This is a genomic window from Micromonospora sp. DT227, from assembly GCF_049841835.1.
Lineage (GTDB): Bacteria > Actinomycetota > Actinomycetes > Mycobacteriales > Micromonosporaceae > Micromonospora.
This window is the reverse complement of record NZ_JBNCLA010000006.1, coordinates 278,514-302,668: the sequence shown is the minus strand read 5'-3', so window position 1 is coordinate 302,668 and position 24,155 is coordinate 278,514. Positions and strand designations below refer to the sequence as shown.

27 protein-coding genes and 2 riboswitches are annotated in these 24,155 nt (G+C 72.2%); of the genes, 19 read left to right on the top strand and 8 right to left on the bottom strand.

Features of this window, described 5'->3' with window-relative positions; genetic code table 11:
- The first annotated feature begins 178 nt into the window (after positions 1-178).
- The 12 genes from ACLQ2W_RS22120 to ACLQ2W_RS22065 all read left to right on the top strand — a co-directional run bounded on the left by ACLQ2W_RS22120 (position 179) and on the right by ACLQ2W_RS22065 (position 9,040).
- Complete coding sequence (locus ACLQ2W_RS22120; protein WP_425788219.1) at positions 179-814, top strand: CDP-alcohol phosphatidyltransferase family protein; 636 nt, start codon at positions 179-181, stop codon at positions 812-814.
- Entirely contained in the window at positions 811-1,764 is a 954-nt protein-coding gene (locus tag ACLQ2W_RS22115; protein WP_425788217.1) for a DUF881 domain-containing protein, read from the top strand. The genes ACLQ2W_RS22120 and ACLQ2W_RS22115 overlap by 4 nt, the downstream gene beginning before the upstream one ends.
- Positions 1,761-2,093 (top strand): small basic family protein, encoded by a 333-nt coding sequence (locus ACLQ2W_RS22110; protein ID WP_007071104.1) that lies wholly within the window; start codon positions 1,761-1,763, stop codon positions 2,091-2,093. Before ACLQ2W_RS22115 ends, ACLQ2W_RS22110 begins: the two co-directional genes overlap by 4 nt.
- 10 nt (positions 2,094-2,103) lie before the next feature.
- Complete coding sequence (locus ACLQ2W_RS22105; RefSeq protein WP_425788215.1) at positions 2,104-3,042, top strand: DUF881 domain-containing protein; 939 nt, start codon at positions 2,104-2,106, stop codon at positions 3,040-3,042.
- Between the two features lie 55 nt (positions 3,043-3,097).
- Positions 3,098-3,478, top strand: a complete 381-nt coding sequence (gcvH, locus tag ACLQ2W_RS22100; RefSeq protein WP_107157839.1) for a glycine cleavage system protein GcvH — start codon at positions 3,098-3,100, stop codon at positions 3,476-3,478.
- A gap of 218 nt (positions 3,479-3,696) precedes the next feature.
- On the top strand, positions 3,697-4,149 hold the full coding sequence (odhI, locus tag ACLQ2W_RS22095) for an oxoglutarate dehydrogenase inhibitor Odhl (protein ID WP_007071101.1): 453 nt from the start codon (positions 3,697-3,699) through the stop codon (positions 4,147-4,149).
- A 50-nt stretch (positions 4,150-4,199) separates the two neighbouring features.
- Positions 4,200-4,904 (top strand): MerR family transcriptional regulator, encoded by a 705-nt coding sequence (locus ACLQ2W_RS22090; protein WP_425788212.1) that lies wholly within the window; start codon positions 4,200-4,202, stop codon positions 4,902-4,904.
- 215 nt (positions 4,905-5,119) lie between these two features.
- On the top strand, positions 5,120-5,584 hold the full coding sequence (locus ACLQ2W_RS22085; protein ID WP_088647333.1) for a bifunctional nuclease family protein: 465 nt from the start codon (positions 5,120-5,122) through the stop codon (positions 5,582-5,584).
- A 210-nt stretch (positions 5,585-5,794) separates the two neighbouring features.
- Entirely contained in the window at positions 5,795-6,385 is a 591-nt protein-coding gene (locus tag ACLQ2W_RS22080) for a MerR family transcriptional regulator (RefSeq protein WP_425788210.1), read from the top strand.
- Positions 6,386-6,763: 378 nt separating this feature from the next.
- Complete coding sequence (locus ACLQ2W_RS22075; protein ID WP_425788208.1) at positions 6,764-7,153, top strand: group I truncated hemoglobin; 390 nt, start codon at positions 6,764-6,766, stop codon at positions 7,151-7,153.
- A 2-nt stretch (positions 7,154-7,155) separates the two neighbouring features.
- On the top strand, positions 7,156-8,325 hold the full coding sequence (locus tag ACLQ2W_RS22070) for a globin domain-containing protein (protein ID WP_425788206.1): 1,170 nt from the start codon (positions 7,156-7,158) through the stop codon (positions 8,323-8,325).
- Between the two features lie 55 nt (positions 8,326-8,380).
- Entirely contained in the window at positions 8,381-9,040 is a 660-nt protein-coding gene (locus ACLQ2W_RS22065) for a DivIVA domain-containing protein (RefSeq protein WP_425788204.1), read from the top strand.
- Between the two features lie 68 nt (positions 9,041-9,108).
- Here the strand turns inward: ACLQ2W_RS22065 and ACLQ2W_RS22060 are convergent, their stop codons facing one another.
- A complete protein-coding gene (locus ACLQ2W_RS22060) occupies positions 9,109-9,765 on the bottom strand; it encodes an NAD(P)H-binding protein (RefSeq protein WP_425788202.1) in 657 nt (218 codons plus the stop codon).
- 166 nt (positions 9,766-9,931) lie between these two features.
- Here ACLQ2W_RS22060 and ACLQ2W_RS22055 point away from each other — a divergent pair, with 166 nt between their 5' ends.
- Complete coding sequence (locus ACLQ2W_RS22055) at positions 9,932-10,771, top strand: NAD-dependent protein deacetylase (RefSeq protein WP_425788200.1); 840 nt, start codon at positions 9,932-9,934, stop codon at positions 10,769-10,771.
- A gap of 57 nt (positions 10,772-10,828) precedes the next feature.
- Positions 10,829-10,919, top strand: a riboswitch (glycine riboswitch).
- Between the two features lie 73 nt (positions 10,920-10,992).
- Positions 10,993-13,815 carry an aminomethyl-transferring glycine dehydrogenase gene (gcvP, locus tag ACLQ2W_RS22050; protein WP_425788198.1) on the top strand — a complete coding sequence of 941 codons (2,823 nt, stop codon included), beginning with the start codon at positions 10,993-10,995 and terminating at the stop codon, positions 13,813-13,815.
- A 94-nt stretch (positions 13,816-13,909) separates the two neighbouring features.
- Here the strand turns inward: gcvP and ACLQ2W_RS22045 are convergent, their stop codons facing one another.
- Positions 13,910-14,110 carry a DUF5999 family protein gene (locus ACLQ2W_RS22045; protein ID WP_107157847.1) on the bottom strand — a complete coding sequence of 67 codons (201 nt, stop codon included), beginning with the start codon at positions 14,108-14,110 and terminating at the stop codon, positions 13,910-13,912.
- 123 nt (positions 14,111-14,233) lie between these two features.
- On the opposite strand from ACLQ2W_RS22045, the gene ACLQ2W_RS22040 reads away from it, so the two are divergent.
- Positions 14,234-15,421, top strand: a complete 1,188-nt coding sequence (locus tag ACLQ2W_RS22040) for a chorismate-binding protein (RefSeq protein WP_425788195.1) — start codon at positions 14,234-14,236, stop codon at positions 15,419-15,421.
- Positions 15,422-15,433: 12 nt separating this feature from the next.
- Here ACLQ2W_RS22040 and pip read toward each other — a convergent pair whose 3' ends face one another.
- Positions 15,434-16,381: a prolyl aminopeptidase gene (pip, locus tag ACLQ2W_RS22035; protein ID WP_425788193.1), complete on the bottom strand. Its 948-nt coding sequence runs from the start codon at positions 16,379-16,381 to the stop codon at positions 15,434-15,436.
- Positions 16,382-16,432: 51 nt separating this feature from the next.
- Here pip and ACLQ2W_RS22030 point away from each other — a divergent pair, with 51 nt between their 5' ends.
- Entirely contained in the window at positions 16,433-16,942 is a 510-nt protein-coding gene (locus tag ACLQ2W_RS22030; protein ID WP_405089478.1) for a MarR family winged helix-turn-helix transcriptional regulator, read from the top strand.
- 10 nt (positions 16,943-16,952) lie between these two features.
- On the top strand, positions 16,953-17,462 hold the full coding sequence (gene def / locus ACLQ2W_RS22025) for a peptide deformylase (RefSeq protein ID WP_425788191.1): 510 nt from the start codon (positions 16,953-16,955) through the stop codon (positions 17,460-17,462).
- 19 nt (positions 17,463-17,481) lie between these two features.
- Here the strand turns inward: def and ACLQ2W_RS22020 are convergent, their stop codons facing one another.
- Both ACLQ2W_RS22020 and ACLQ2W_RS22015 read right to left on the bottom strand, forming a co-directional pair.
- Positions 17,482-18,258, bottom strand: a complete 777-nt coding sequence (locus ACLQ2W_RS22020) for a GNAT family N-acetyltransferase (protein ID WP_425788189.1) — start codon at positions 18,256-18,258, stop codon at positions 17,482-17,484.
- On the bottom strand, positions 18,258-19,034 hold the full coding sequence (locus tag ACLQ2W_RS22015; RefSeq protein ID WP_425788187.1) for a sulfite exporter TauE/SafE family protein: 777 nt from the start codon (positions 19,032-19,034) through the stop codon (positions 18,258-18,260). Before ACLQ2W_RS22015 ends, ACLQ2W_RS22020 begins: the two co-directional genes overlap by 1 nt.
- 174 nt (positions 19,035-19,208) lie before the next feature.
- Between ACLQ2W_RS22015 and ACLQ2W_RS22010 the strand changes: the two genes are divergently transcribed.
- Entirely contained in the window at positions 19,209-19,988 is a 780-nt protein-coding gene (locus ACLQ2W_RS22010) for an endonuclease/exonuclease/phosphatase family protein (RefSeq protein ID WP_425788185.1), read from the top strand.
- A gap of 3 nt (positions 19,989-19,991) precedes the next feature.
- On the opposite strand, the gene ACLQ2W_RS22005 is transcribed toward ACLQ2W_RS22010, so the two are convergent.
- Both ACLQ2W_RS22005 and ACLQ2W_RS22000 read right to left on the bottom strand, forming a co-directional pair.
- Positions 19,992-20,882, bottom strand: coding sequence for a bifunctional 5,10-methylenetetrahydrofolate dehydrogenase/5,10-methenyltetrahydrofolate cyclohydrolase (locus ACLQ2W_RS22005; protein ID WP_425788183.1), 891 nt, complete (start codon positions 20,880-20,882; stop codon positions 19,992-19,994).
- 13 nt (positions 20,883-20,895) lie between these two features.
- Positions 20,896-20,977: riboswitch (ZMP/ZTP riboswitch) on the bottom strand.
- Complete coding sequence (locus tag ACLQ2W_RS22000) at positions 20,975-22,000, bottom strand: hypothetical protein (protein ID WP_425788181.1); 1,026 nt, start codon at positions 21,998-22,000, stop codon at positions 20,975-20,977. It overlaps the preceding riboswitch by 3 nt.
- Before the next feature lie 118 nt (positions 22,001-22,118).
- Between ACLQ2W_RS22000 and ACLQ2W_RS21995 the strand changes: the two genes are divergently transcribed.
- Entirely contained in the window at positions 22,119-23,144 is a 1,026-nt protein-coding gene (locus ACLQ2W_RS21995) for a beta family protein (protein ID WP_425788179.1), read from the top strand.
- On the opposite strand, the gene ACLQ2W_RS21990 is transcribed toward ACLQ2W_RS21995, so the two are convergent.
- Complete coding sequence (locus ACLQ2W_RS21990; RefSeq protein WP_425788177.1) at positions 23,141-24,133, bottom strand: tyrosine-type recombinase/integrase; 993 nt, start codon at positions 24,131-24,133, stop codon at positions 23,141-23,143. The two genes, ACLQ2W_RS21995 and ACLQ2W_RS21990, sit on opposite strands and share 4 nt — an antisense overlap.
- Positions 24,134-24,155 lie beyond the last annotated feature (22 nt).

Below are 24,155 nucleotides of genomic sequence, written 5' to 3'. Positions count from 1 at the left end.
AGCCCGATATAGTGGCAGCGCAACTGGCCGGCCCGGGTCGCTGTGACCACGGGCCGCATCGGGGAGGTCCCAGCCCGGGATCGCAGAGGGTGCCGGCGTCTGACCGGCCGGCAACGCGCACGTTCCTCCGGCGGCCGTTCGACGGCCGCCGGACCGTGCTGCGGAGGGAGGGTGAGGGGTGTCGCGTCGGCCGGCTCCAGCGGAGCACCCGGGGGACACGACGACGGTCGCGGCGGACCGCGTCCTCACGTTGCCGAATCTGATCAGCTTCGTCCGGCTGCTGGGCGTGCCGCTGTTCCTCTACCTCTTCCTCGTGGTCCGCGCCGACGTGGTCGCCATCGTGGTGCTGGCGGTGGGCGGCACCAGCGACTGGGTGGACGGCTGGATCGCCCGGCGTCTGCAGCAGGTGAGCCGGCTGGGTGAGTTGCTGGACCCGCTTGCCGACCGGCTCTACATTCTCGCCACGCTGCTCGCGTTCACCGCCCGCGAGGTGGTCCCCTGGCAGTTCACCGCGGCGCTGCTGGCCCGGGAGCTGCTGCTGCTCGGCTCACTGGGGGTGCTGCGCCGCTACGGCTACGGCCCGCCGCCGGTGCACTACGTGGGCAAGACCGCGACGTTCCTGCTGTTGGCGGCGTTCCCGATCCTGCTGCTGGCTGACGCCGCGCCGGGCGCCGCCACCGTCGCCGGGGCGATCGGCTGGGGGCTGGCCTGGTGGGGGCTGGTCCTCTACTGGGCCGCCGGGGCGATGTACGTGGTGCAGGCGCGTCGGCTGGTCCGGGCGATGCGGGCCCGGCGCGCGGGGGTGTCGGCGTGACGGCGGCGCCGCCGCCGCGGGACGGGGAACGCGACCCGTCGGCGCGGGTGTACGCGCCGGACTTCCTGACCGAGTTGTTCCGCAATCCGTTGGATCCGGGGTACGGGGACGCCGCGGCGCGGCGTGCGGTCGGTCCGGTGTCGCGGATGCGGCAGGTGCTGGCCCGGCCGGTGAGTCTGGTGGTCCTGGCGGTGATCGGGTTCCTGTTCGCGGTGGCGTACCGGGAGACGATGGCGGAGGAGCCGAGCCGGGCGACGGCGCGGGCCGGGTTGATCGCGGAGATCAAGCAGCGGGAGGCGGAGACCGACCGGTTGACCCAGCGGGCGGAGCAGTTGCGCGTGGAGGTCGGTCGGCAGCGGGACGCGGCGTTGAGCGGCTCGCAGGCGTCCCGGTTGCGCAATCTTGAGGCGGGGACGGGCCTGGGGCGGGTGCGTGGCGACGGTGTGGTGGTGCGGTTGGTGGACGCGCCGCGTGACAAGGACGCGGTGACGGGTGCCGAGGCGGGTCCGTCGCAGGTGTTGTACTCGGATCTGCAGAAGGTGGCGAACGGTCTGTGGGCGGCGGGCGCGGAGGCGGTGTCGATCAACGGGCAGCGGCTGACGGCGACGTCGACGATCCGGCAGGCCGGGGAGGCGATCCTGGTGGACTACCGGCCGGTGACGAGTCCGTACGAGGTGCAGGCGATCGGGCCGGGGTCGATGCGGGACCGGTTCGACGACGGTCGGGCGGCGGCGTTGATGCGTGAGGTGGCGAAGACGACGGGGTTGTCGTTCGGGGTGAAGGAGGTCGACGACCTCACCCTGCCGGCGGCTCCTGAGCCACGGCTACGCTACGCCGAGTCGCCGGCGAGTCCGAGCCCGGTGCCGTCGGGCTCGGGTGTCGGGGGCTCGTCCAGTCCCGGGCCGTCCGGCTCGGGTGTTTCTCCCAGTCCCTCCGGAGGTGGCCGATGATCGCGGTGCTGGCGTTGCTCGCCGGGGTGGTGCTGGGGGTGTATCTGGATCCCACGGTGCCGGCGGCGTTGCAGCCGTATCTGCCGATCGCGGTGGTGGCCGCGTTGGACGCGGTGTTCGGTGGGGTGCGGGCGAAGCTGGACCGGATCTTCGACGACAAGCAGTTCGTGGTGTCGTTCATCTCGAACGTGCTGGTGGCGGGCCTGATCGTGTACCTGGGTGACCAGTTGGGGGTGGGCGGTCAGTTGTCCACCGGCGTGGTGGTCGTGCTCGGGGTGCGCATCTTCGGGAACGTGGCGGCGATCCGCCGGCACCTGTTCCGGGCGTAGGTTGGTGGGGATGAGCGAGGAACACAGGGAGACGGGTACGGGCTGGCCGTCGCCGGTGGGGCCGGGGCGGCCGTCGGGTCCGGCGGGTGAGCCGGATCCGCGTCCGGACGCGCCCGATCCGGATGAGTTGAGCCCGTTGGCGCCGGCGGAGCCCGTGGAGCCGGTGTCGCCCGCGCCGGTGGAGCGGGAGGACGTGCCGGCGCCGGCGGAGGAGCCGGGGGCCGCGGCGGCGCCGGGTCGTGCGCCGGTGTCGCGGCGGTTGACGTCGGCGGGCGCGATGATCGCGGTGTTGCTGGCGTTGTTGGGCTTCACGCTGGTGGTGCAGTTGAAGACGACGTCGACGGATCCGACGCTCGCGGCGACGCGGGAGGAGGACCTGGTGCGGATCTCGTCGGATCTGGATTCGCGGGAGCGGCGGCTGCGGCAGGACATCGAGGCGTTGGAGGATAGCCAGCGTCAGTTGCGCTCCGGTGAGCTGGGTCGGCAGGCGGCGTTGGAGGAGGCGACGCGGCGGGCGGACGAGCTGGGCATCCTGGCGGGGACGCTGCCGGCGGTGGGGCCGGGTCTTGAGGTGCGGTTCTCGGGTCCGGAGAAGGCGATGTCGTCGACGCGGATCCTGGACGCGGTGCAGGAGTTGCGGGGTGCGGGCGCGGAGGCGATGCAGATCCAGGGCGCGGACGGCACCGCGGTGCGGATCATCGCGTCGACGTATTTCGTGGACGCGTCGGGTGGGGGGCTGGTGGTGGACGGGCGGCGGTTGAGTGGCCCGTACACGATCCTGGTGATCGGTGACCCGGCGACGATGCGTACGGCGTTGAACATTCCGGGCGGGGTGGTCTCATCGGTGCGGGACGCCGCCGGTAACGTGACGTCCGAGGATCGTGAGGTTGTGGAGGTTTCGCAGCTGCACGCGCCGATCAAGCTGGACCACGCCCGGCCGGTCTCCTGACCGGTCGCGGCCCGCGCCGGTTCGTCCGGTGCACCGATGACGAAGGACGCAGCTGGTGATTCCTGAGGATCTGCGGTACACCGCCGAGCACGAGTGGGTGGTCGGTGGTGACGGTGGTGTCGTCCGCGTCGGTATCACGCACTTCGCGCAGGATGCCCTGGGTGACATCGTGTTCGTGCAGCTGCCGGACTCCGGTGCGGTGGTGGCGGCCGGTGAGTCGCTGGGGGAGATCGAGTCGACGAAGAGCGTGTCGGAGATCTACGCGCCGTTGAGTGGCACGGTGTCGGCGCGCAACGAGGCGTTGACCGACACGCCGGAGGTGATCAACACGGATCCGTACGGTGCGGGTTGGTTGGTGGAGATCACTCCGGATGATCCGGCGGCGGTCGAGGGTCTGTTGACCGCTGACGCGTACCGCGAGCTCACCGAGAGCTGAGTTCGTGTCGTGCCGGGCGGGCGGAGTTGGTTCCGCGCGTCCGGTTGCCCTGCATTTCGGCGCTGGCTAGGCTCGCCCAGTCGACCGAGAACCAATTGTTTGAGCGTTGCGGAATGCGCCTTCCCGGGCATGGGGAGCCAGCCGCCGGGTGTGGGTTCGCCCGGCGGCCAGACCCGCCATTCCCCGACGCCGACCGAACAGATCCGTGAGGTGGTCCCATGACGCGGCCCGACGACGAGTTCCCCCCGCTCGACGTCACTTCGACGCTCAATCTCGGTTCGCTCGACGAAGTGCTGGAAGGGCCGGACACCGATGTGGTGCCGAGCCGCATGTCCGGTTCGTTGCCGCCGGGAATGGCGTTGCTGGTGGTTCGGCGGGGCCCGAATGCGGGTGCCCGGTTCCTGTTGGATCACGATGTGACGACGAGTGGTCGGCACCCGGACAGTGACATCTTCCTCGATGATGTGACGGTGTCGCGGCGGCACGCGGAGTTCCATCGGGACGGCGGCACGTTCACGGTGCGGGATGTGGGCAGCCTGAACGGCACGTATGTGAACCGTGAGCGGGTCGAGGCGGCGACGTTGAGCAACGGTGACGAGGTGCAGATCGGCAAGTTCCGGGTCGTGTTCATCGCTGGTCCGCGCCCGGAGGAGGAGGCCGGCCGGGGGTGAACGAGCCTGCGGCTTCGACGCCGTCCGGGGCGGGGCGGGCGCCTGCGCTGATGAGTATCGGCGAGGTGCTGGCGCAGTTGCGGGCGGAGTTTCCGGACGTGACGATCTCGAAGTTGCGGTTCCTGGAGGCCGAGGGCCTGGTGGAGCCGCAGCGGACGCCGGCTGGTTACCGGAAGTACGGCTGGGATGACGTGGCGCGGTTGCGGTTCGTGTTGTCCGCGCAGCGGGATCAGTATCTGCCGTTGCGGGTGATCCGGGATCAGTTGGCGCAGTGGGACGGCTCGGATGCGGCGCCGTCGGGGCGGGCGCGGCCGAATCTGGTGGCGGTCGGTCCGGGTGGTGTGGTGCCGGGTCGGGAGCCGCCGGAGCCGGTGGAGTCGCCGGAGGTGCGGCTGGGTCGGGCGGAGTTGGTTGCCCGTAGCGGGGTCGACGAGTCGACGTTGGTCGAGTTGGAGCGGCTCGGTGTGCTGGTGTCGGATCCGCCGGGGTGGTACGACGGGGATGCGTTGATCATCGCGAGTGCGGTGGCGGGGTTGGCGGCGTACGGGTTCCAGCCGCGGCATCTGCGGGCGTACCGGTCGGCGGCGGATCGGGAGGTCGGCCTGTTCGCGCAGTTGGTGGCGCCGTTGGCGCGGCAGAGTGATCCGGCGGCGCGGGCGCGGGCGGCGGAGACGGCGCGGGAGTTGATGGCGTTGTCGCAGCAGTTGCACGCGGCGTTGGTGCGGGTGGGGCTGCGGTCGACGTTGGGTCGGTGAGGTTGTCGGTGGGGGTCGGGTGCCGGTGGGTGCCCGGCCCCCTTCGTCGTGGGTGGGCGCGGAAAGATCGGCCGGGATGGGCGTGTCGTAGGCTTGCCGGGGTAAGCCCGTCTGTCGAGGCGTGGTGCACGTAGCGCGTGGGACTCTCGTGTGCTGGTCCGTGTACCGTGCAGGGAAGGGCGCGGTGCGCAGGTGACGACGACACGGAGGCGGCGGTGCGCGAGCTGAGCGTGGTCGGAGTTCGGGTGGAGTTGCCGAGCAACCAGCCGATCGTCCTGCTGCGGGAGGTCGAGGGGGACCGCTATCTGCCGATCTGGATCGGTGCGGTCGAGGCGACGGCCATTGCTTACGAGCAGCAGGGGGTCAAGCCGGCGCGGCCGTTGACGCATGATCTTCTGCGGGATGTGTTGGCGGCGTTGCAGGCGCCGTTGCGGGCGGTGGAGATCACCGAGTTGAAGGAGAACGTCTTCTACGCGGATCTGCTGCTGGGTGACGGGGTGCGGGTGTCGGCGCGGCCGAGTGACTCCATCGCGTTGGCGTTGCGGGTGGGTGCGCCGATTCGTTGTGCGGAGCAGGTCCTGAGTGAGGCGGGGATCGTGATTCCGGACGAGCAGGAGGACGAGGTGGAGAAGTTCCGGGAGTTCCTGGAGCAGGTGCGGCCGGAGGATTTCGCGGGCTGACTGGTGGCCGGCCGGCTGGCCGGGGTGCGCGGCGGTGGTTGTCACGGTGGTGGCGGCTGGCCGCCGTGTGTGCTGTCGTGGGTTGGTGGCGCGGCGTGTCGGGGTGCTCCTGCCGGTGTTGTCGGCTGTTCGGCGTTAGGGTTGCCGTGTCGAGGGGTGCGCGTACGGGGAAGTCGACGTGGCGCCGCACGGGCGGGGAGGTTGGTCCGGATGCACGAGCCGCGAGATCCTGGTCCGAGTTCGGGGCAGCAGGCGGGTGTGGGGCCCGAGTCGTTCGGTGACGGCGAGGTGGGTTACCGGGGTGTGACCGCGTGTTCGGCGGTGGGGATCAGTTACCGGCAGTTGGACTACTGGGCGCGGACGTCGCTGGTGGTGCCGAGTGTTCGGGACGCGTCGGGTTCGGGGACGTCCCGGTTGTATTCGTTCCGCGACCTGGTGGTGTTGAAGGTCGTGAAGCGGTTGTTGGACGCGGGGGTGTCGTTGCAGAACATCCGTCGGGCGATCGATGCGTTGCGGTCGCGTGGGGTGGATGATCTGGCGGGCATCACGTTGATCTCCGATGGGACGACGGTGTACGAGTGCCGGTCGCCGGAGGAGGTGGTCGACCTGTTGCAGGGTGGCCAGGGCGTGTTCGGCATCGCGATCGGTGGGGCGTTCAAGGAGATCCAGGGTTCGTTGTCGCATCTGCCGGCGGAGCCGGCGGGTGGGTTGGGTCGGGAGGTTCCGGTGGAGCCGGAGCCGGAGGCGGATTCGGTGGGGGACGAGTTGGCGGCGCGTCGTGCGCGGCGTCGTGCCGGGTGATTCTCGGCGTTTCGGTTTTGGGATCGCGTCGTGGCTTTTCGGCCCGGCGCGATCTTTCGTTTGGTGACGGTGGGTGAGTCTGCTGGGTGGGGTGGGACAAGTGCGGTGGTGGGTGGGGTGTGCGCAGGTCGCGATGGGTAGCAGTGCGGTGTCCGAAAGAGACGGTGGGTGGCCGGATGGGGGTCCTGGAGCCGTTTTTTGACTGTCCGTGGTTGAGGGTTGTCGGGATGGGGTTGGGGCAGGCGTGAACGGTGGCGGCGGGCGCGCTATGGTCCGTCACTGTCGTTGATGCGTCGATGTCACGGTGCGTGTTGTCGCGTCGACTGGCGTTGTCCGTGCCGCGGCGTCGCCGCGGGCCCCTTGGTGGAAGGACCGAGCATGACGGTGACGAATGAGGCCACCCCGATCTCCCACTACGACCGCATCGGTGGTGCGGCGGCGGTGAAGGCGGCGGTGGAGCTGTTCTACGACCGGGTGTTGGCGGATCGGGAGTTGGTCGGCTACTTCGCCGACGTGGACATGGTGGCGCAGCGGCGGCATCTGGCGTTGATGTTGACGGTGGTGCTGGGTGGGCCGGACGAGTACGCGGGTCGGGGGTTGGCGGAGGCGCATCAGCCGTTGGGTATTCCGGGGGCGCACTACGCGAGGGTCGGTGAGCACCTGAGCGCGACGTTGGTGGAGTTGGGTGTGCCGGCGGAGGTGATCGCCGACGTGCAGGTGGTGTTGGGGCAGGTGCGGGATCAGATCGTGTCGGCGGGGAATGCCTGAGCGTGGACGTGGATCGGCTCAGGCAGAGCTGGTCGGTGGTCGCCGCGCACGGTGACCAGGTGCCGCTCTACTTCTATTCGACGTTGTTCCTGGCGCATCCGGAGACCCGGCAGATGTTCGGCACGAACATGGCGGGGCAGCGGGACCGGTTGGTGTCGGCGTTGGGGCACATCGTGTCGCACGTGGACCAGGTGGATCGGCTGGTCGGTTTCCTGCGGCAGTTGGGCGCGGATCACCGTAAGTTCGCGGTGCGTGCCGAGCATTACCCGGCGGTCGGTGAGGCGCTGGTGGAGACGCTGCGGCATTTCTGCGGTGACGGGTGGTCCGAGGAGCTGGCGGCCGACTGGGCGGCGGCGTACGGGTTGGTGTCGCGGGTGATGACGGAGGCCGCGCAGGCGGCGGAGGCGCATTCGCCGCCGTGGTGGGTGGCGGAGGTGCTGACCCATGAGCAGCGCACGTTCGACGTGGCGGTGTTGACGGTGCGGCCGCAGTATCTGTTGCCGTTCGTGCCGGGGCAGTCGATCGGGGTGTCGCATCCGGCGGTGCGGTCGTGGCGGTACTACTCGCCGGCGAACGCGCCGCGTGCGGACGGCACGGTGGAGTTGCATGTGCGGGCGGCGCCGGGTGGCGCGGTGTCGTCGCGGCTGGTGTACGGGTGCGCGGTGGGTGATCAGATCCATCTGGCGGCGCCGGTGGGGGACGGGTTGACGTTGCGGTTGGCCGGGTCGTCGGATCTGCTGCTGTTGGCCGGTGGGACCGGTTGGGCGCCGGTGAAGGCGTTGGTGGAGCAGGTCGCGGCGGAGGGGTCGGGCCGTCGGGTGGACCTGTATGTGGGGGCGCGGTCGAGGTTGGAGTTCTACGACAGCGAGGCGATCGACAAGGTGGCCGCGTCGTGTCCGTGGTTGCGGGTGTCGTACGTGGCGGGGTCGGATCCGGTGCGGCCGGGTGAGCCGGCGCGGGTGGTGGATCGGGTGTTGGCCGACGGGGACTGGCGGTCGCGGCACGTGTACGTGTGTGGGTCCGACGAGATGGTGGGCCAGTCGGTGGCGGCGTTGACGGGGGCCGGTTACCGGTCGGGTCAGGTGCACCACGAGGGTTTCGGCAGGCAGTGGTACGGGCCGGTGTGGCGTGCCGTCACGGCCGCCGACGAGTCCACGGAGATGGTCCGGTGAGCGCGAGGAGTGAGCCGGTCCTGCGAGCCCCGCAGTCGCGAACGGAGATGGTCCGATGAGTGCGACCCCGATCAGTGGTTACGACGCGCAGCAGGTGTCCGGGTCGGTGCAGGTGCGGTTGACCTCGGACCGGGTGCGGCGGTGGGAGTTCGGGTCGGCGGCGTTCACCAGGCGTGGCTATGAGCAGGCCGATGTGGACCGGTTCCGGGTGCAGGTGGCCGACGAGTTGGATCTGCTGGCTGCCCAGGTGGCGAATCTGCGGGCGGAGAACGAGCGGCTCAACGACCATCTGGAGTTGCACCGGCACGGGGTGATTCCGAGCGCCGACGCGCCGGTGCGGCCGGCGGCGAAGGAGGTGAATCTGCTGTCGGCGGCGCAGCGGGAGGCGGAGCAGATCATCGCGCAGGCGCACGACTATGCCCGTCGGGTCGCCGAGTACGCCCGGGCGCAGTATGAGAGTTACCTGCGGGCGGCGGCGGAGGAGGCGAAGCAGGAGGCCGAGCGGGCGGTGGTGGAGTACCGCCGGGCCGCCGGTGGTGACGTGGACGATTCGGTGGCGACGCGGGAGGCGTTGCGGATCTTCGGCGAGATGATGATGTCGCACATGCGGGCGGCGGCCCGGCATCTCGACGACGGCAGTGAGCAGTTGGCGCGGACGATGGAGCGTCTCACGCGGGAGGCGCCGCAGCCGGCGTTGCCGCGTCACCAGCGGTGAGCGCCGGTCCGGCCCGCCGTGCGGGTGGGCCGGACCGGCGAGGCCGGCCGTGGTGTGCCGGTGGTGGGTCAGCGGGTGAGCGCGTCGACGGCGTCGGCGACGGGGGTGTCGCCGGCGACGAGTTCGACGGTGTGCCCGGCGGTGCCGGGGGTCTCCAGCAGCGCCAGGAGGACGCGGGCGACGTCGGCGCGGCTGATCGCGCCGGGTGGGACGTGTCGGGCGAGGGTGATCCGGCCGCCGGGTTCGTCGTCGGTGAGCCGGCCGGGCCGTAGCACGGTGACGTCGAGGTCGCGGCCGGTGACGTCGTCCTCGGCGGCTTTCTTGGCCCGCAGGTAGGCGGCCCACACGTCGTCGGTGTCGGGGGCGGGTGGGTCGTCGACGCCCATGGAGGAGACGAGCAGGTAGCGGCGGACGCCGGCGCGGACGGCGGCGTCGGCGAGCAGCACGGCGGCGCCGCGGTCGACGGTGTCCTTGCGGTCGGCGCCGCTGCCGGGGCCGGCGCCGGCGGCGAACACCACGGCGTCGGCGTCGGCGAGGTGCCGGGCGAGTGTGTCGGCGTCGGTGTGTTCCAGGTCGCACACGACCGGTTCGGCGCCGGCGGCGCGCAGCGCGGCGGCGTGGTCGGGGTTGCGGATCAGCCCGACGGGGGTGTCGCCGCGTCCGGCGAGGTCTCGTTCGAGCAGCTTGGCGATCTTTCCGTGGCCTCCGGCGATGACGACGCGCATGTGCTCAACCTAGCCCGCCGGTGGTCGCCGCGCCGGGCGACCAGCATCGTTGATCATGAAGTTGGCGGCGAAGAAACGACCGGATCGCGCCGCCAACTTCATGATCAACGCCGGGGGTGGGCGGCGTGGGGTGGGCGGGTGGGGGTGCGCGAGGCAGCATGGTGGGGTGAGTGATGCGTTCGAGGGGTTGGCGCGGCTGCTGGCCGGCGGGGGTGTGGTGGTGCTCAGCGGCGCCGGCCTGTCCACCGAGTCGGGCATTCCGGACTATCGGGGGCCCAGCGGCGCGGCGCGGCGGCACACCCCGATGACCTACCAGGCGTTCACCCGTGATCCGCAGGCGCGGCGACGCTACTGGGCGCGTAGCCACCTCGGGTGGCGGACCATCGCGCGGGCGGCGCCCAACGACGGGCACCGGGCGGTGGCCCGGTTGCAGCAGGCGGGGCTGCTCGACGGCATCATCACGCAGAACGTCGACGGGTTGCACACCGCCGCCGGCGCGACCGGTGTGATCGAGTTGCACGGCCGGCTCGACGAGGTGACGTGCCTGGACTGCGGCAACCTGACCGGCCGTGACGAGCTGCACCGGCGGTTGACCGAGGCGAACCCGGGGTTCGACGCGCGGGTGGCGCACGTGAACCCCGACGGTGACGTGGAACTGCCGGACGAGGCGGTGGCCGGGTTCCGGGTCGTCGACTGCGGGGTGTGCGGCGGGGGCATGCTGAAACCGGATGTGGTGTTCTTCGGCGAGACGGTGCCGGCACCGCGGGTGGCGGACTGTTTCGCGCTGGTGGAGGGGGCCCGGGCGGTGCTGGTGCTGGGGTCGTCGTTGACGGTGATGTCGGGGCGGCGGTTCGTGTTGCGGGCGGCGAAGCGGGGCATTCCGGTGGCGATCGTCAACCAGGGTGTCACCCGCGGCGACGGGTACGCGGCGGTGCGGTTGGACGCGCCGTTGGGTGCCACGTTGACCGCGTTGGCCGCCGGGTTCGCCGAGCCGGCGCCGGTGTGATCACACCCTGGGACATGAGCCGGAAACACGGCCGCTGGTAGCGTGGGGGGTGCCGGTACCACCCACGTGGGAGAGACCGTCGACCCGACGGCGCCGAAGGGGCAGATTCTCCCCGGAACCTCTCAGGCAAAAGGACCACGTGGGCAGGCGCTGTGGAGCGCGTCAGCGTGACTCAGGGGGAGGCCGACCCGTCGACCTCGCCCCCACAAGGAGCGCCGCGCATGACCGCTGAGCAGTTCGCCGACCGGCACATCGGCCCCGGCCCGGACGACGAGCGCCGCATGTTGGAGGCCGTCGGCTACGGCTCCGTGGACGAGCTGATGGACGCCGCGATCCCCGAGGTGATCCGCTGGCACGGCACGTTGGACCTGCCGGCGCCGGCCTCGGAGCGGGAGGCGCTGGCCGAGTTGCGGGCGCTCGCGGCCCGTAACACGGTGGCCGTGTCGATGATCGGCCTGGGTTACCACGGCACGCACACCCCGGCGGTGATCCGCCGTAACGTGCTGGAGAATCCGGCCTGGTACACCGCGTACACGCCGTATCAGCCGGAGATCAGCCAGGGTCGGCTGGAGGCGTTGCTGAACTTCCAGACCATGGTCACCGATCTGACCGGGCTGGCCACCGCGAACGCGTCGATGCTCGACGAGGGCACCGCCGCGGCGGAGGCGATGACGCTCGCGCGCCGCGCGTCGAAGAGCAAGAGCCCGGTGTACGTGGTGGACGCCGACGCGTTGCCGCAGACCGTCGCGGTGATCGCCAGTCGCGCCGAGCCGCTCGGTATCGAGGTGCGGGTCGTCGACGTCGACGTCGAGGAGTTGCCGGCGGAGTTCTTCGGCCTGCACCTGCAGTATCCGGGCGCGTCCGGGGCGGTCCGGGACCATGCTCCGTTGGTCGAGGCGGCGCACGCGGTGGGCGCGTTGGTGACCGTCGCGGCGGACCTGTTGGCGTTGATGGTGCTGCGCCCGCCGGGGGAGATCGGCGTGGACATCGCCGCCGGCACCACCCAGCGGTTCGGGGTGCCGATGGGGTTCGGTGGGCCGCACGCCGGCTACCTGGCGGTGCGTGCCGGTCTGGAGCGGATGTTGCCGGGCCGTCTCGTCGGGGTGTCGCGCGACGCGGACGGCAATGCCGCCTACCGGTTGGCGTTGCAGACCCGTGAGCAGCACATCCGGCGGGAGAAGGCGACCAGCAACATCTGCACCGCGCAGGTGCTGCTGGCGGTGATGGCCGGCATGTACGCGGTCTATCACGGCCCGGACGGGTTGCGGGCGATCGCCCGGCGTACCCGTGCGGCGGCGGCGCGGTTGGCGGCCGGGCTGCGTGCCGGCGGCGTCGGTGTCGCGGACGTGGCGTTCTTCGACACCGTCACCGCGACGGTGCCGGGTCGGGCCGCGCAGGTGGTGGCCGAGGCGGCGGCGCGCAACGTGAACCTGCGGCTGGTGGACGCCGACCGGGTCGGGGTGTCCTGCGACGAGACGACCACCGACGCGCATCTGCGGGCGGTGTGGGCGGCGTTCGGCGTGGACGGTGTCGACGGTGACGTGGAGGTGGCGTTGCCCGACGGGTTGGCCCGCTCCGGTGACGTGCTCACCCATCCGGTGTTCCGCAGTCACCACTCGGAGACGGCGATGCTGCGGTACCTGCGGCGGCTGGCTGATTTCGACTACGCCCTGGACCGGGGCATGATCCCGTTGGGGTCGTGCACGATGAAGCTCAACGCCACCACCGAGATGGAGCCGGTCACCTGGCCGGAGTTCGCGCACCTGCACCCGTTCGCGCCCGACGCGCAGACCGTCGGCTACCGGGAGTTGATCGCCCAGTTGGAGGGTTGGCTGGCGGAGGTGACCGGCTACGACGCGGTCAGCGTGCAGCCCAACGCCGGGTCGCAGGGGGAGCTGGCCGGCCTGCTGGCGATCCGCGCCTACCACCGGGACCGGGGTGAGGGGCACCGGGACGTGTGTCTGATCCCGTCGTCGGCGCACGGCACGAACGCCGCGTCGGCGGTGATGGCCGGCATGCGGGTGGTCGTGGTGGGCTGCGACGCCGACGGCAACGTCGACCTCGTCGACCTCGACGCGAAGATCGACAAGCATCGGGACGCCCTGGCGGCGATCATGGTGACGTACCCGTCGACGCACGGCGTGTACGAGACGGGCATCGCGCAGTTGTGCGCGAAGGTCCACGACGCCGGCGGTCAGGTGTACGTCGACGGGGCGAACCTCAACGCGCTTGTCGGGTTCGCCAAGCCGGGGCGCTTCGGCGCGGACGTGTCGCACCTGAACCTGCACAAGACGTTCTGCATTCCGCACGGTGGCGGCGGGCCGGGGGTGGGTCCGGTGGCGGTGCGGGCGCACCTGGCGCCGTTTCTGCCCGGTGATCCGGTCGGCGCGTCCGTCGACGGCCGGCCGGCGATCTCCGCGGCCCGGTACGGGTCGGCGGGGATCCTGCCGATCCCGTGGGCGTACCTGCGGATGATGGGCGCCGACGGGTTGGCGCGGGCCACCGCGGTGGCGGTGCTCGCGGCGAACTACGTGGCGGTGCGGCTGCGGGAGCACTTCCCGGTGTTGTACGCCGGCAACAAGGGCCTGGTGGCGCACGAGTGCATCCTGGACCTGCGGCCGTTGACGAAGGCGACCGGGGTGAGCGTCGACGACGTCGCGAAGCGGCTGATCGACTACGGTTTCCACGCGCCGACGATGTCGTTCCCGGTGGCGGGCACGCTGATGGTGGAGCCGACCGAGAGTGAGGACCTGGCCGAGTTGGACCGGTTCTGCGACGCGATGATCGCCATCCGCGCCGAGATCGACCAGGTGGGGTCCGGGCGGTGGCCGGCGGGCGACAGTCCGCTGTCGAACGCGCCGCACACCGCGGCGATGGTGTCCGGCGACGAGTGGCCGCACCCGTACCCGCGGTCGGTGGGCGCCTATCCGGGGGCGGTGGACCGGGCGGGGAAGTACTGGCCGCCGGTGCGGCGCGTGGACGGCGCGTACGGGGACCGGAACCTGGTCTGTTCGTGTCCCGCGCCGGAGGCGTTCGAGGAGTGAGGGCGTGCACGCCGGGGCGGTGGTGGATCGCCGCCCCGGCCGGCGCGTCGACGGGCTTCGTCGGCGCGTACGCTCACTGACGCTGCGTGATGGCTCAGGCGACGAGGGCGTGGCGGGCCGGTCCCCGGTGCGGGGCGATGGTCCGCCCGTCGGGGAGCAGCTCACCGGTGTCCTCGAAGATGATGACGCCGTTGCAGAGCAGGCTCCAGCCCTGCTCAGGAAAGCAGGCGAGGACGCGGGCGGCCTCGCGGTCGGTCGCGTCGGCGGAGGGGCAGGTGGGCTGGTGCTGACACATCGGGTTCTCCGGACTGTGGGGGCACTGTGTCATGGTTCACATGACCAGTGACGCACAGTACCAAGCTCAACCGCGCAACACCGAGCAAGGTCGCGGCTTGTTCACCCAGAATGGGCTGAACGGATGAGGCGGAACGGTCCAGACGGCGTGGAAGCGCTCCCACACGTGCCGGTCGCGGTGCCCGGCGCGCCGCCCGCCTGCCGGTCCCGGCTGGTCGAGACCGCCCGGTTGCAGTGGCGCCTCGGCGACGACGGCGACCCCACCGACCTGGCGCAACGCTTCCTCACCGCGCACGGCGTCGACGTCGACGACCTGTCACGGCCCGGCCGGCACACCGCCGACGGGCCGTGCGGGGCGGCGCTGTTCCTGTCCGCCGCCGCCGGCGCGTACGCCGTCGGCGCGCCGACCGGCGCGCCCACACCCGTGCCGGCGCTGCCCGACCTGGTCGCGGTCGTCTACCACCACGGCGACCGCCCGCACCGGCCACCGTCGCCGGCCGGCTGGCGGCTGGGGGACTGGCGCGACAGCTGGACCCCGGACGCACACGCCGCCGCCGTCGAGTCGGTCCGCGCCGCCATCGCCCGCGGCGACGTCTACCAGGTCAACCTCGTCGGGCACGCCGCCGCCGACTACACCGGCGACCCGCGCCCCGCGCTGCGCCGCCTCGCCGCGCTGCCCGGCGCCCGCTACGGCGGCGCCCTCACCGGGCCCGGCTGGGCGCTGGGCTGCGCCTCCCCGGAGACGCTCGTCGCGACCGAACACGGCCGGCTCGTCACCCGCCCGATCAAGGGCACCCGCGCGGCCACCGCCGCCGGCCGCCGCGACCTGCTCGCCTCCGCCAAGGAACGCGCCGAACACATCATGATCGTCGACCTGGAACGCAACGACCTGGCCCGGGTGGCCCGCACCGGCTCCGTCCGGGTCGACGAGCTGTTCGCCGTACGCCGCTGGTGCGACCTGTGGCAGGCCGAGTCGACCGTCTCCGCGGCGCCCGCCGACGGCCTGGGCCTGGCCGACCTGCTGCGCGCGGTCTGCCCCGGCGGATCGGTCACCGGCGCGCCGAAGCACGCCGCGCTCGCCCAGGTGGCCGCGCGGGAGCCGGTCGGGCGCGGCGCCGGCATGGGCGCGTTGGGCTGGGTCGGACCGGACCGGCTCGACCTGGGCCTGACCATCCGCACCGCCGCCGCCGACGCCCACCGGCTGCACCTGTGGGCCGGCGGCGGCATCACCTGGGACAGCGACCCCGCCGCCGAGGTCGCCGAGGCCGCCGCGAAGGCCGCCCCGATCCGCGCGCTGCTGGCCGCCGGCTGACCGCCCGGCCCCTCAGGCGGCGGCGAACGCGTCCAGGGCGGCCACCACCCGCTCACCGACGCCGTGGCCGCGGCCGTGCCCGCCGGACTCGACGATCTCCATCCGGGCGTCCGGCCAGTCCCGGGTCAACCGCCACGCGATGTCCGGCGGGCCGCTGACGTCGAGCCGGCCCTGCACGAGCACCCCGGGGATGCCGGCGAGCCGGCCGGCGTCGCGCAGCAACTGGCCGTCCGGCACGAACCCCAGGTTCGCGAAGTGGTGGGTGACCAGCCGGGTGAACCCGTACCGGAACACCGGGTCGGCGTAGCGCAGGCTGGGCGCGTACCCGCCGGCGAGGGAGACGTGCACGTCCTCCCAGTCGCACCAGTCGCGCGCCGCCCGTTCCCGCACCGCCGGGTCGGGGTCGTTGACCAGCCGGGCGTACGCGGCGGCCAGGTCGCCGTCGCGGTCGGCCTCGGGCACCCCGTCGCGGAACCGTGCCCACTCCTGCGGGAACACCCGACCCATGTCCCGGGTCACCCACTCGATCTCGCGGCGGGTGTTGGCCACCACGCTGAACAGCACCAGCGCGGTGACCCGCCCCGGATGCGCCTGCGCGTACGCCAACGACAGCGCCGAACCCCACGACGCGCCGCACAGCAGCCACCGCTGCACGCCCAGATACGCGCGCAGCGCCTCCATGTCGGCCACCAGGTGCCCGGTGGTGTTCACCGACAGGTCGGTCGCCGGGTCGGCGGCCGACGGGGTGCTGCGCCCGCAGCCGCGCTGGTCGAACAGCACGACCCGGTAGGCGGCCGGGTCGAACAACCGCCGCCACGACGCGTCGGCGCCCGAGCCGGGACCGCCGTGCACCACCAGCGCCGGCCGGCCGGCCGGGTTGCCGCAGGTCTCCCAGTAGACGCGCTGGCCGTCGCCGACGTCCAGGTGCCCCGACGCGTACGGCTCGATCGGTGGATACATGTCCCAGGTCCTCCCCACACCGGAAACGACAGCGCTGTTACATTAACGGATGTGACCGCCCCCCACCGCGACGCCCTCGGCACCCTGCTCCGCCACGTCCTGGAACTGCTCGACGGCGACGTCGCCGCCGTCCACGACCGACTCGGCCTCACCGACTACCGGCCCCGCTACTCACCCCTGGTCCGCGCCCTGGTCACCGACGGACCACTACCCATCCGCGACCTCGCCGCCCGCGTCGGCGTCACCCACTCCGCCGCCAGCCAGACCGTCGCCGGCATGCGCCGCGCCGGCCTGGTCACCCTCACCCCCGGCGCCGACGCCCGCCACCGCATCGTCACCCTCACCGACCGCGCCCGCACACTGCTGCCCGCCGTCGAAGCCGAATGGGCCGCCACCACCGCCGCCATGCGCCACCTCGACACCGAACTGCCCGTACCCCTCGCCGACGAGCTGTACGCCGTGCTCACCGCCCTGCGCCACCGCCCGCTACGCGACCGCATCGCCGACACCGGCCTGCTCCCGCCGGCGGGTGGGACCCCCGCACCGGTAAGCAACGGATAGCCTTCCGGGCATGACTATGCGCCCGATCCGGATCATCGGCGACCCCGTCCTGCGCACCCCCAGCGAACCCGTCACCACCTTCGACACCGAACTACGCGCCCTCGTCGCCGACCTGATGGACACCCTGCTCGGCGCCCCCGGCCGCGCCGGCGTCGCCGCCCCCCAGATCGGCGTCAACACCCAGGTCTTCGTCTACGACGCCGACGGCCACCGCGGCCACCTCATCAACCCCACCCTGGAACTGTCCGAAGACCTCCAGGACGACGACGAGGGCTGCCTGTCCATCCCCGGCCTCTACTTCCCGACCCCCCGCGCGCTGCACGCCACCGCCCACGGCTACGACCAGCACGGCGAACCCCTCACCATCACCGGCAGCGGCTTCCTCGCCCGCGCCCTGCAACACGAAACCGACCACCTGCGCGGCCGCCTCTACGTCGACACCCTGCGCGGCGACACCCGCCGCCGCGCGCTACGGGAGATCCGCGCCGGCCGCTTCGACTCACCCAGGCGAGGCCGCTGACACCCCACAGCCCCCTCGGTCAGCCGGGCAACCGGGTCAACGCGCACTCAGTGAACCCGGCCACCCGAGTGAAACCCAACCGCTCGTACAACCGCACCGCCGCGACGTTGTCCACCCGCACGTTCAACGTCACATGATCCACCGACGCCCGCAGCCGCGCGCACAACGCCGCCACCACACCCGCCCCCAGACCACGCCCCCGCACCGCCGGATGCGTCGTCACGTTCCCCACCGCCGCCACCCCCCACCGCGGCGAGAACACGTGCACCCCCGCCACCGCCACCAACCGACCACCCGCACGCACCCCCACGTACTGACCGGTGTCCACCATCCGCGCGTCGAACCAGTTCCCCGGATACGCCACCGCGTACAACTCCCGCAACAACGGCAGATCCGCCCGCCCCAACGGCTCACCCACCGCCGGCACCGCCGCCAACCGCCCCGGATCCGTCAACGCCATCCGCACATGCGCCGCCGCGTCCGACACCGCGTACCACCGCGCCACCGTCGCCTCCAGACCGGGGGACAGGTGCGCCCACAACCGCGCCGGCAACACCGGCGCCGCCGCCACCAACAACCCCGACAACGCCGCCACCCGATCCGGCGCCGCGAACGCCAACAACGTCGGCAACTCCACCCCGTGGTACAGCAACACCACCTCGTCACCCGACCGGAACCACGACGTGTACGGCCAGAAGAAATCGTCCAGATCACCCAACTGGTAGGCGTGCAACACCGGATCCCGACCCAACAACCCGGCCAGCACCGCCCGGTCGTGCTCCGCCCGCACCACCATCACCGCACCGCCACCCACTGGTCGTAACCCAACCGCGCCACCAACGCCAACACCACCACCAACAGCACCACCCGCACGAACCCCGCACCCCGCCGCAACGCCATCCGCGCGCCCACCACCGCCCCGGCCACGTTGCACACCGCCATCGCCGCCCCCAACAACCACCACACGTGCCCCGTCACCCCGAACACCACCAGCGCCCCCAGATTCGTGCCCGCGTTCACCACCTTCGCCATCGCCGACGCCTGCACGAAATCCGCACCCACCAACGCCGTGAACGCCAACACCAGGAACGTGCCCGTACCCGGACCGATCAACCCGTCGTACAACGCCACCCCCAACCCGGCCACCGCCACCGCCACCACCACCCGCCGCCGGGTCCGCCGCGACGGCGACGCCACCACCCCCAACCGCGGCCGGGTCAGCACGAACACCGCCACCGCCACCAACACCACCAACACCACCGGCCGGTACGCCCCCGCCGGCACCGCCCCCGCCAACGCCGCACCCAACCCCGCCGTCACCACCGCCAACCCCGCCGCCGGACCCGCCACCGCCCAATCCAGCCTCGTCCGCCGCGCATACGTCACCGCCGCCGTCGACGTACCGAAGATCGCCGCCAACTTGTTCGTCCCCAACGCCGTCGCCACCGGCACCCCCGGCGCCGCCAGCAACAACGCCGGCAACAACAGCAACCCGCCGCCACCCACCACCGCGTCCACCCACCCGGCCAACGCGGCAGCGGCCAGCAACGTCACCAACGACCCGGCATCCACGGCCGCATTCTGCCCACCCCGCCACCACCCGCGAGCACCCCTGTGGCCAGCCTCACCGCCCCCGACGACGCCGCACCCACAACCCGACCGACGCCACCGCCACGAACACCAGCACCGAACAACACAACAGCTTCACCATCCGACCAGCCTGCCACCACCACGTAGGGTGTGCAGGTGCGCCTGGCCACCTTCAACCTGCTGCACGGCCGCTCCCTCACCGACGGGCTCGTCGACCCCGACCGACTCGCCGCCGCCGTCACCGCCCTCGACGCCGATGTGCTCGCCCTCCAGGAAGTCGACCGCGACCAGACCCGCAGCGGCAAACTCGACCTCACCGCCCTCGCCGCCCACGCCCTGCACGCCGACCACCACCGCTTCGCCGCCGCCGTCGTCGGCACCCCCGGCGAACACTTCCGCCCCCTCACCCACGACGACGACGGCCACGGCGAACCCCTCTACGGCGTCGGCCTCATCAGCCGCCACCCCGTCCGCTCCTGGCAGGTCACCCGCCTACCCGCCGCACCCGTCCGCTCACCCATCTACATCCCCGGCCCCCGCGGCGGACTCGTCCTGCTCCGCGACGAACCCCGCGTCGTCCTCGCCGCCGTCCTCGACACCCCCCACGGCCCACTCACCGTCGCCGCCACCCACCTGTCCTTCGTCCCCGGCTGGAACATGTGGCAACTACGCCGCGTCGTGCGCGCCCTGCGCGCGCTGCCCGCCCCGCGCATCCTGCTCGGCGACCTCAACCTCCCCGCCGGCCCCGCCGCCGCGCTGTCCCGCTGGCGCCCCCTGGGCCGACGCCCCACCTACCCGGCCGGACAACCCCGCGTCCAACTCGACCACATCCTCGCCGACCCCCACCACCTCGACCGGCTCCCACCCGTCACCGCCGTCGACACCCCAACCTCCACCGTCTCCGACCACCGCCCCCTCGTCGTCGACCTCGGCTGACCCTCACCCCACGCCGGTCTGCCGCTGGGCCGCGCGCACCGCGTTACGGAACAACATCGCCACCGTCGTCGGACCCACCCCACCCACCCGCGGCGTGATCGCACCCGCCACCCGCGCACACGACTCGTCCACATCCGGCAACAACCGCCGCCCCTCGTAGCGCACCCCACCACCGACCACCACCGCGCCCGGACGCACATGCTCCGGCCGCACGATCCCCGGCACCCCCGCCGCCGCCACCAGAATCTCCGCCCGCCGCGTGTACCGAGGCCAGTCCGCCACCCCCGTGTGCACCACCGTCACCGCCGCGTTCGCCGTCGGCCGCTTCTGCGCCAACAACATCGCCAACGGCCGACCCAACGTCGCACCCCGACCCAGCACCACCACCTCCCGGCCCGACACCGGCACCTGATGGAACGCCAACAACGCCTCGATCCCCGCCGGCGTACACGGCAACGGCCCCGGCAACCCCAACGCCAACCGACCCATGTTCACCGGATGCATGCCGTCCACGTCCTTGTCCGGATCCACCTCGGCCAACGCCCGGTCGTAGTCCAGACCCCCCGGGATCGGATGCTGCACCAGCACCCCGTGCACCGCCGGGTCCGCGTTGAGATCCGCCACCACCGCGTGCAGATCCGCCTGCGACGCCGACGCCGGCAGGTGCACGTGCGGCGACGCGAACCCCAACGCCGCCGCCTGCCGCTGTTTGATCCGGATGTAACCGGCGCTCGCGTCGTCGTCACCCACCAGCACCGTCGCCAACGCCGGCGTCACCCCCACCGCACGCAGCTCCGCCACCGACGCGGCCACCTCACTCCACACCCGCTCGGCCACCGGCGCACCCGGCAACAACCGCGCCGACGAACCCGCAACCACCGAAGAAGAAGACATGCGGCACCTCGCCCGCGGAGGCCCAGGCGGTCGACCCCCACGACGAGCTCCCCGATGGTTCACCCATCCCCGTGCCGCCAGTCGCGTCCCCCTCACCCTCCCACAGCGCGCGCCACGATCGCATCCACCACCGACTGCCACCCCGGCAACGACGCCAACACCGCATCCGCCCGCCGCCGCCGATCCGCCGCCGACACCACCTGAAGATCCGCCAACACCGCCACCAACCCCGGCCGCAACGCCCGCTCCCGCTCCGGCGCCACCGCCCCCAACACCACCAGACACCGCGCGTACGTCACCAGCACCCAGAACATCGCCTCCCGGTGCCGCCCCGCCGCCACCAACGCCGCCCCACCGTCGAACACCACCGGCCGCCCCGCCACCGCCAGATCCGCCCCGAACGCAAACCCCTCCCGCGGCAGCCGCGCCACCTCGTCGAACACCACCGCCAACCCGGCCAGATGCTCCCGCACCCGCCCCGCGCCCACCCCACCGCCGTCCAACGTCGCCAACAACTGCGGATACCGCCCACCGAACCCGTGCCCCGCCAACACCTCCGACGCCCGCACGTACCGCCGCCGCACCGTCGGATCCACCAACCCCGCCACCGCCGGCCACACCGCCAGCAGCGACGTCGGGAACACCCACGTCAACACCTGCTCCGCGAGCGGCGCCCCCGCGTCCAACACCCGCAACCCGTCCTCGACCCGCCGCCGCACCCCCGCGCACCGCCGCCGCACCCACACCGGATCCGCGAACCCCGTCGCCACCCGCCGCCGCACCGCCGCCAACCGCCCCGACGGATCCGCGATCACCCCATCGGTACGGAACATCGGCGCGAACACCCACGACCCCAGCACGTCCTGCGGCTCACCCACCTCCGCCCAGGTGACCGAACTGACCTCCAACAACACCCCCCGATGGACGAACTTGCCCACCTTCACGCCGGGGGAGTCCCGCACCAGCAGCACGTCCACGTCCGACCACACCGGCAACACCGCGTCGTCCGGCAACCCCACCGTCGAGCCACTGAACAACGCTCCCTCGACCGACGGATCAACCCGCATCCGCTCCCGCACCCAGTCGACCGCCACCGCCCGCGCCGCACCCACCCGCATCCGACCGATCCTGCCACCACCACAGCCAGCATCCGCACACCCACGGTTGCCGATCGGACACGAAGCGTGGACCATCGATGACAGTAACTGTCGGTCGGATCGTGTGGGGCGATGCGCAATGGCGGACTACTTCCCGATACTCCACGGCCGCGCCGGCGAGTTCGACGCCATCGACCAGATCCCCGACGAACTGGCGCCCCACCTCCTCCCCATCTTCGACGTCGCCGCCACCACACACGGGCCCATCCACGACGCCCGCACCTTCAGTCGGCGCGCACAGGACACCCTTCCCCGCGACATGACCATCGCCGTCGACGCCCACCACCTACCGGACCCCGCCACCGGACTCCGACGACCGCTGCCCGACATCGCCGAAGACCTGCACCAGTGGGGCAACCCGATGCTGCCCGTCGCCCACCCCCACGACAGCCCCGCACGACTGGCCGACATCCGCGACGCCGCCGCCCTGCACGGCCACGGCGCCGTCCTGCGACTCGACCCGACCGACGACGACGCCGAAACCCGGGCGCACCACCTCCTGTCCGCCATCGACCTGCACGCCGAACACACCGTCCTGCTCCTCGACGCCGCCCACCTCCGCTCCGAACACGACCTCACCCGAGCCGAACCACTGGTCCGCAAACACCTCTCCTGGACCCACCGGCACCCCTGGAAAGCCGTCGTCGTCGCCGCCGGAGCGATGCCCCGCAGCATCGCCCACCTACCCCCCAACACCCCCACCCCGCTCCGCCGCTTCGACCTCGACCTCTGGCAACGCCTCCACGACCACCACGTCCGATTCGCCGACTACGGCATCGCCCACCCCCGACCCGCCACCGGCGGCTGGGGACCACCCCCGAACCTCCGCTACACCGACCACGACGTCTGGTGGACCTACCGGGCCGCCGCCCGCGACGACAACGGCAACAGCGCCATCCACGACCTGTGCCGAACACTCGTCGCCGCCGACCACTGGCCCACCCTCGGACGACACTTCTCCTGGGGCGACGAACAGATCGCCCTGCGCGCCACCCGCCACGCCACCCCCGGCACCGCCCGACACTGGCTCGCCTGGGGCACCTCCCACCACCTGGCCCACGTCGCGAACCACCTCGGCCTGCCCGGCGCGCCCCCCGCCCGCTAGAGACCCAACCCCGACAACGCCCGGTTCGTCCGGTTGGCCGCCACCGCCGCCCGCTGCTGACCCGCCGTCACCTCGATGTACGTCTGCGACGACGCCAACGACGCATGCCCCAGCAACCGCATGATCTCCGCCGCGCTCGCCCCGTCCTCGGCCAACCGCGTCGCGAACGTGTGCCGTAACGCGTGCAACCGCGCCCCGCGCGGCACCCGGTCACCGATGCCCGCCCGCCGGAAACACGACTCCACCAGATACTGCAGGCCACCCCGACGCAACGGCTCACCCTGCCGGTCCACCAGCAACGACCCGTCCGGACGCACACTGCGCGCCCCGAACCGCCGCCGCCGGCTGTCCAGGTAACCACCCACCACCCGGTCCACGCCCACCTCGATCGGCACCGTCCGCGGCCGACCGCCCTTGCCGGCCACGTCCACGCGCCGCTCACCCTCGCGACCGGCAAGCGACGACACCCGCAGCGCCAGCAGCTCCGACAGCCGCAACCCGGCACACAGCGCCAACGCCAGCACCGCCACGTCCCGCTCCGGCCACGGGTCGCGCTGCCGGCCCTCGGCCCGCGCCACCGCCGCCAGCAGCTCCTCCGGGGTGTCCTCACCCCGCAGCGGCTTGGGCCGGGGGAGCGGCGTCCGGGGCCGCCCGACCGCGGGCATCGGGTTCCCGGCCACCACCCCGTCGGCCACCAGGAACGTGAAGAAACTGTTCCAGGTGGACCAGGCGCGGTGGACCGACGCGGCGGCGCGGGGCGCGGCGAACCGGGCGAACGCCGCGCGCATCAGCCGGGGGGACAGGCGTCCGACCGGCAGTCGGCCCAGGGGGAGGGGAGTGCCGTCACCGTCCGCCACCTCCAGTGCGGCGACGCCGGTGAGGTCCCGCCGGTACGCGGCCAGGGTGTGCGGGGAGGGCTTGCGGGTGGCCCGGGCGGTCAGGAACTCCTCGATCAACGCCCCTACCGTTTCGTCCGCTTTGTCATGCATAAGGGATATTATGCATGATTCT

What these genes read in the sequence shown, in the direction of transcription:
- ACLQ2W_RS22105 (WP_425788215.1), top strand. Translation starts at nt 2,104, where the DNA reads ATGAGCGAGGAACACAGGGAGACGGGTACGGGCTGGCCGTCGCCGGTG.
- ACLQ2W_RS21995 (WP_425788179.1), top strand. Translation starts at nt 22,119, where the DNA reads ATGGCGGACTACTTCCCGATACTCCACGGCCGCGCCGGCGAGTTCGAC.
- ACLQ2W_RS22040 (WP_425788195.1), top strand. Translation starts at nt 14,234, where the DNA reads ATGAGGCGGAACGGTCCAGACGGCGTGGAAGCGCTCCCACACGTGCCG.
- ACLQ2W_RS21990 (WP_425788177.1), bottom strand. Translation starts at nt 24,133, where the DNA reads ATGCATGACAAAGCGGACGAAACGGTAGGGGCGTTGATCGAGGAGTTC.
- ACLQ2W_RS22005 (WP_425788183.1), bottom strand. Translation starts at nt 20,882, where the DNA reads ATGTCTTCTTCTTCGGTGGTTGCGGGTTCGTCGGCGCGGTTGTTGCCG.
- ACLQ2W_RS22000 (WP_425788181.1), bottom strand. Translation starts at nt 22,000, where the DNA reads ATGCGGGTGGGTGCGGCGCGGGCGGTGGCGGTCGACTGGGTGCGGGAG.
- ACLQ2W_RS22065 (WP_425788204.1), top strand. Translation starts at nt 8,381, where the DNA reads ATGAGTGCGACCCCGATCAGTGGTTACGACGCGCAGCAGGTGTCCGGG.
- def (WP_425788191.1), top strand. Translation starts at nt 16,953, where the DNA reads ATGACTATGCGCCCGATCCGGATCATCGGCGACCCCGTCCTGCGCACC.
- ACLQ2W_RS22060 (WP_425788202.1), bottom strand. Translation starts at nt 9,765, where the DNA reads ATGCGCGTCGTCATCGCCGGAGGCCACGGAAAGATCGCCAAGCTGCTC.
- ACLQ2W_RS22045 (WP_107157847.1), bottom strand. Translation starts at nt 14,110, where the DNA reads ATGTGTCAGCACCAGCCCACCTGCCCCTCCGCCGACGCGACCGACCGC.
- ACLQ2W_RS22090 (WP_425788212.1), top strand. Translation starts at nt 4,200, where the DNA reads ATGAGTATCGGCGAGGTGCTGGCGCAGTTGCGGGCGGAGTTTCCGGAC.
- pip (WP_425788193.1), bottom strand. Translation starts at nt 16,381, where the DNA reads ATGTATCCACCGATCGAGCCGTACGCGTCGGGGCACCTGGACGTCGGC.
- ACLQ2W_RS22110 (WP_007071104.1), top strand. Translation starts at nt 1,761, where the DNA reads ATGATCGCGGTGCTGGCGTTGCTCGCCGGGGTGGTGCTGGGGGTGTAT.
- ACLQ2W_RS22080 (WP_425788210.1), top strand. Translation starts at nt 5,795, where the DNA reads ATGCACGAGCCGCGAGATCCTGGTCCGAGTTCGGGGCAGCAGGCGGGT.
- ACLQ2W_RS22075 (WP_425788208.1), top strand. Translation starts at nt 6,764, where the DNA reads ATGACGGTGACGAATGAGGCCACCCCGATCTCCCACTACGACCGCATC.
- gcvP (WP_425788198.1), top strand. Translation starts at nt 10,993, where the DNA reads ATGACCGCTGAGCAGTTCGCCGACCGGCACATCGGCCCCGGCCCGGAC.
- odhI (WP_007071101.1), top strand. Translation starts at nt 3,697, where the DNA reads ATGACGCGGCCCGACGACGAGTTCCCCCCGCTCGACGTCACTTCGACG.
- ACLQ2W_RS22020 (WP_425788189.1), bottom strand. Translation starts at nt 18,258, where the DNA reads ATGGTGGTGCGGGCGGAGCACGACCGGGCGGTGCTGGCCGGGTTGTTG.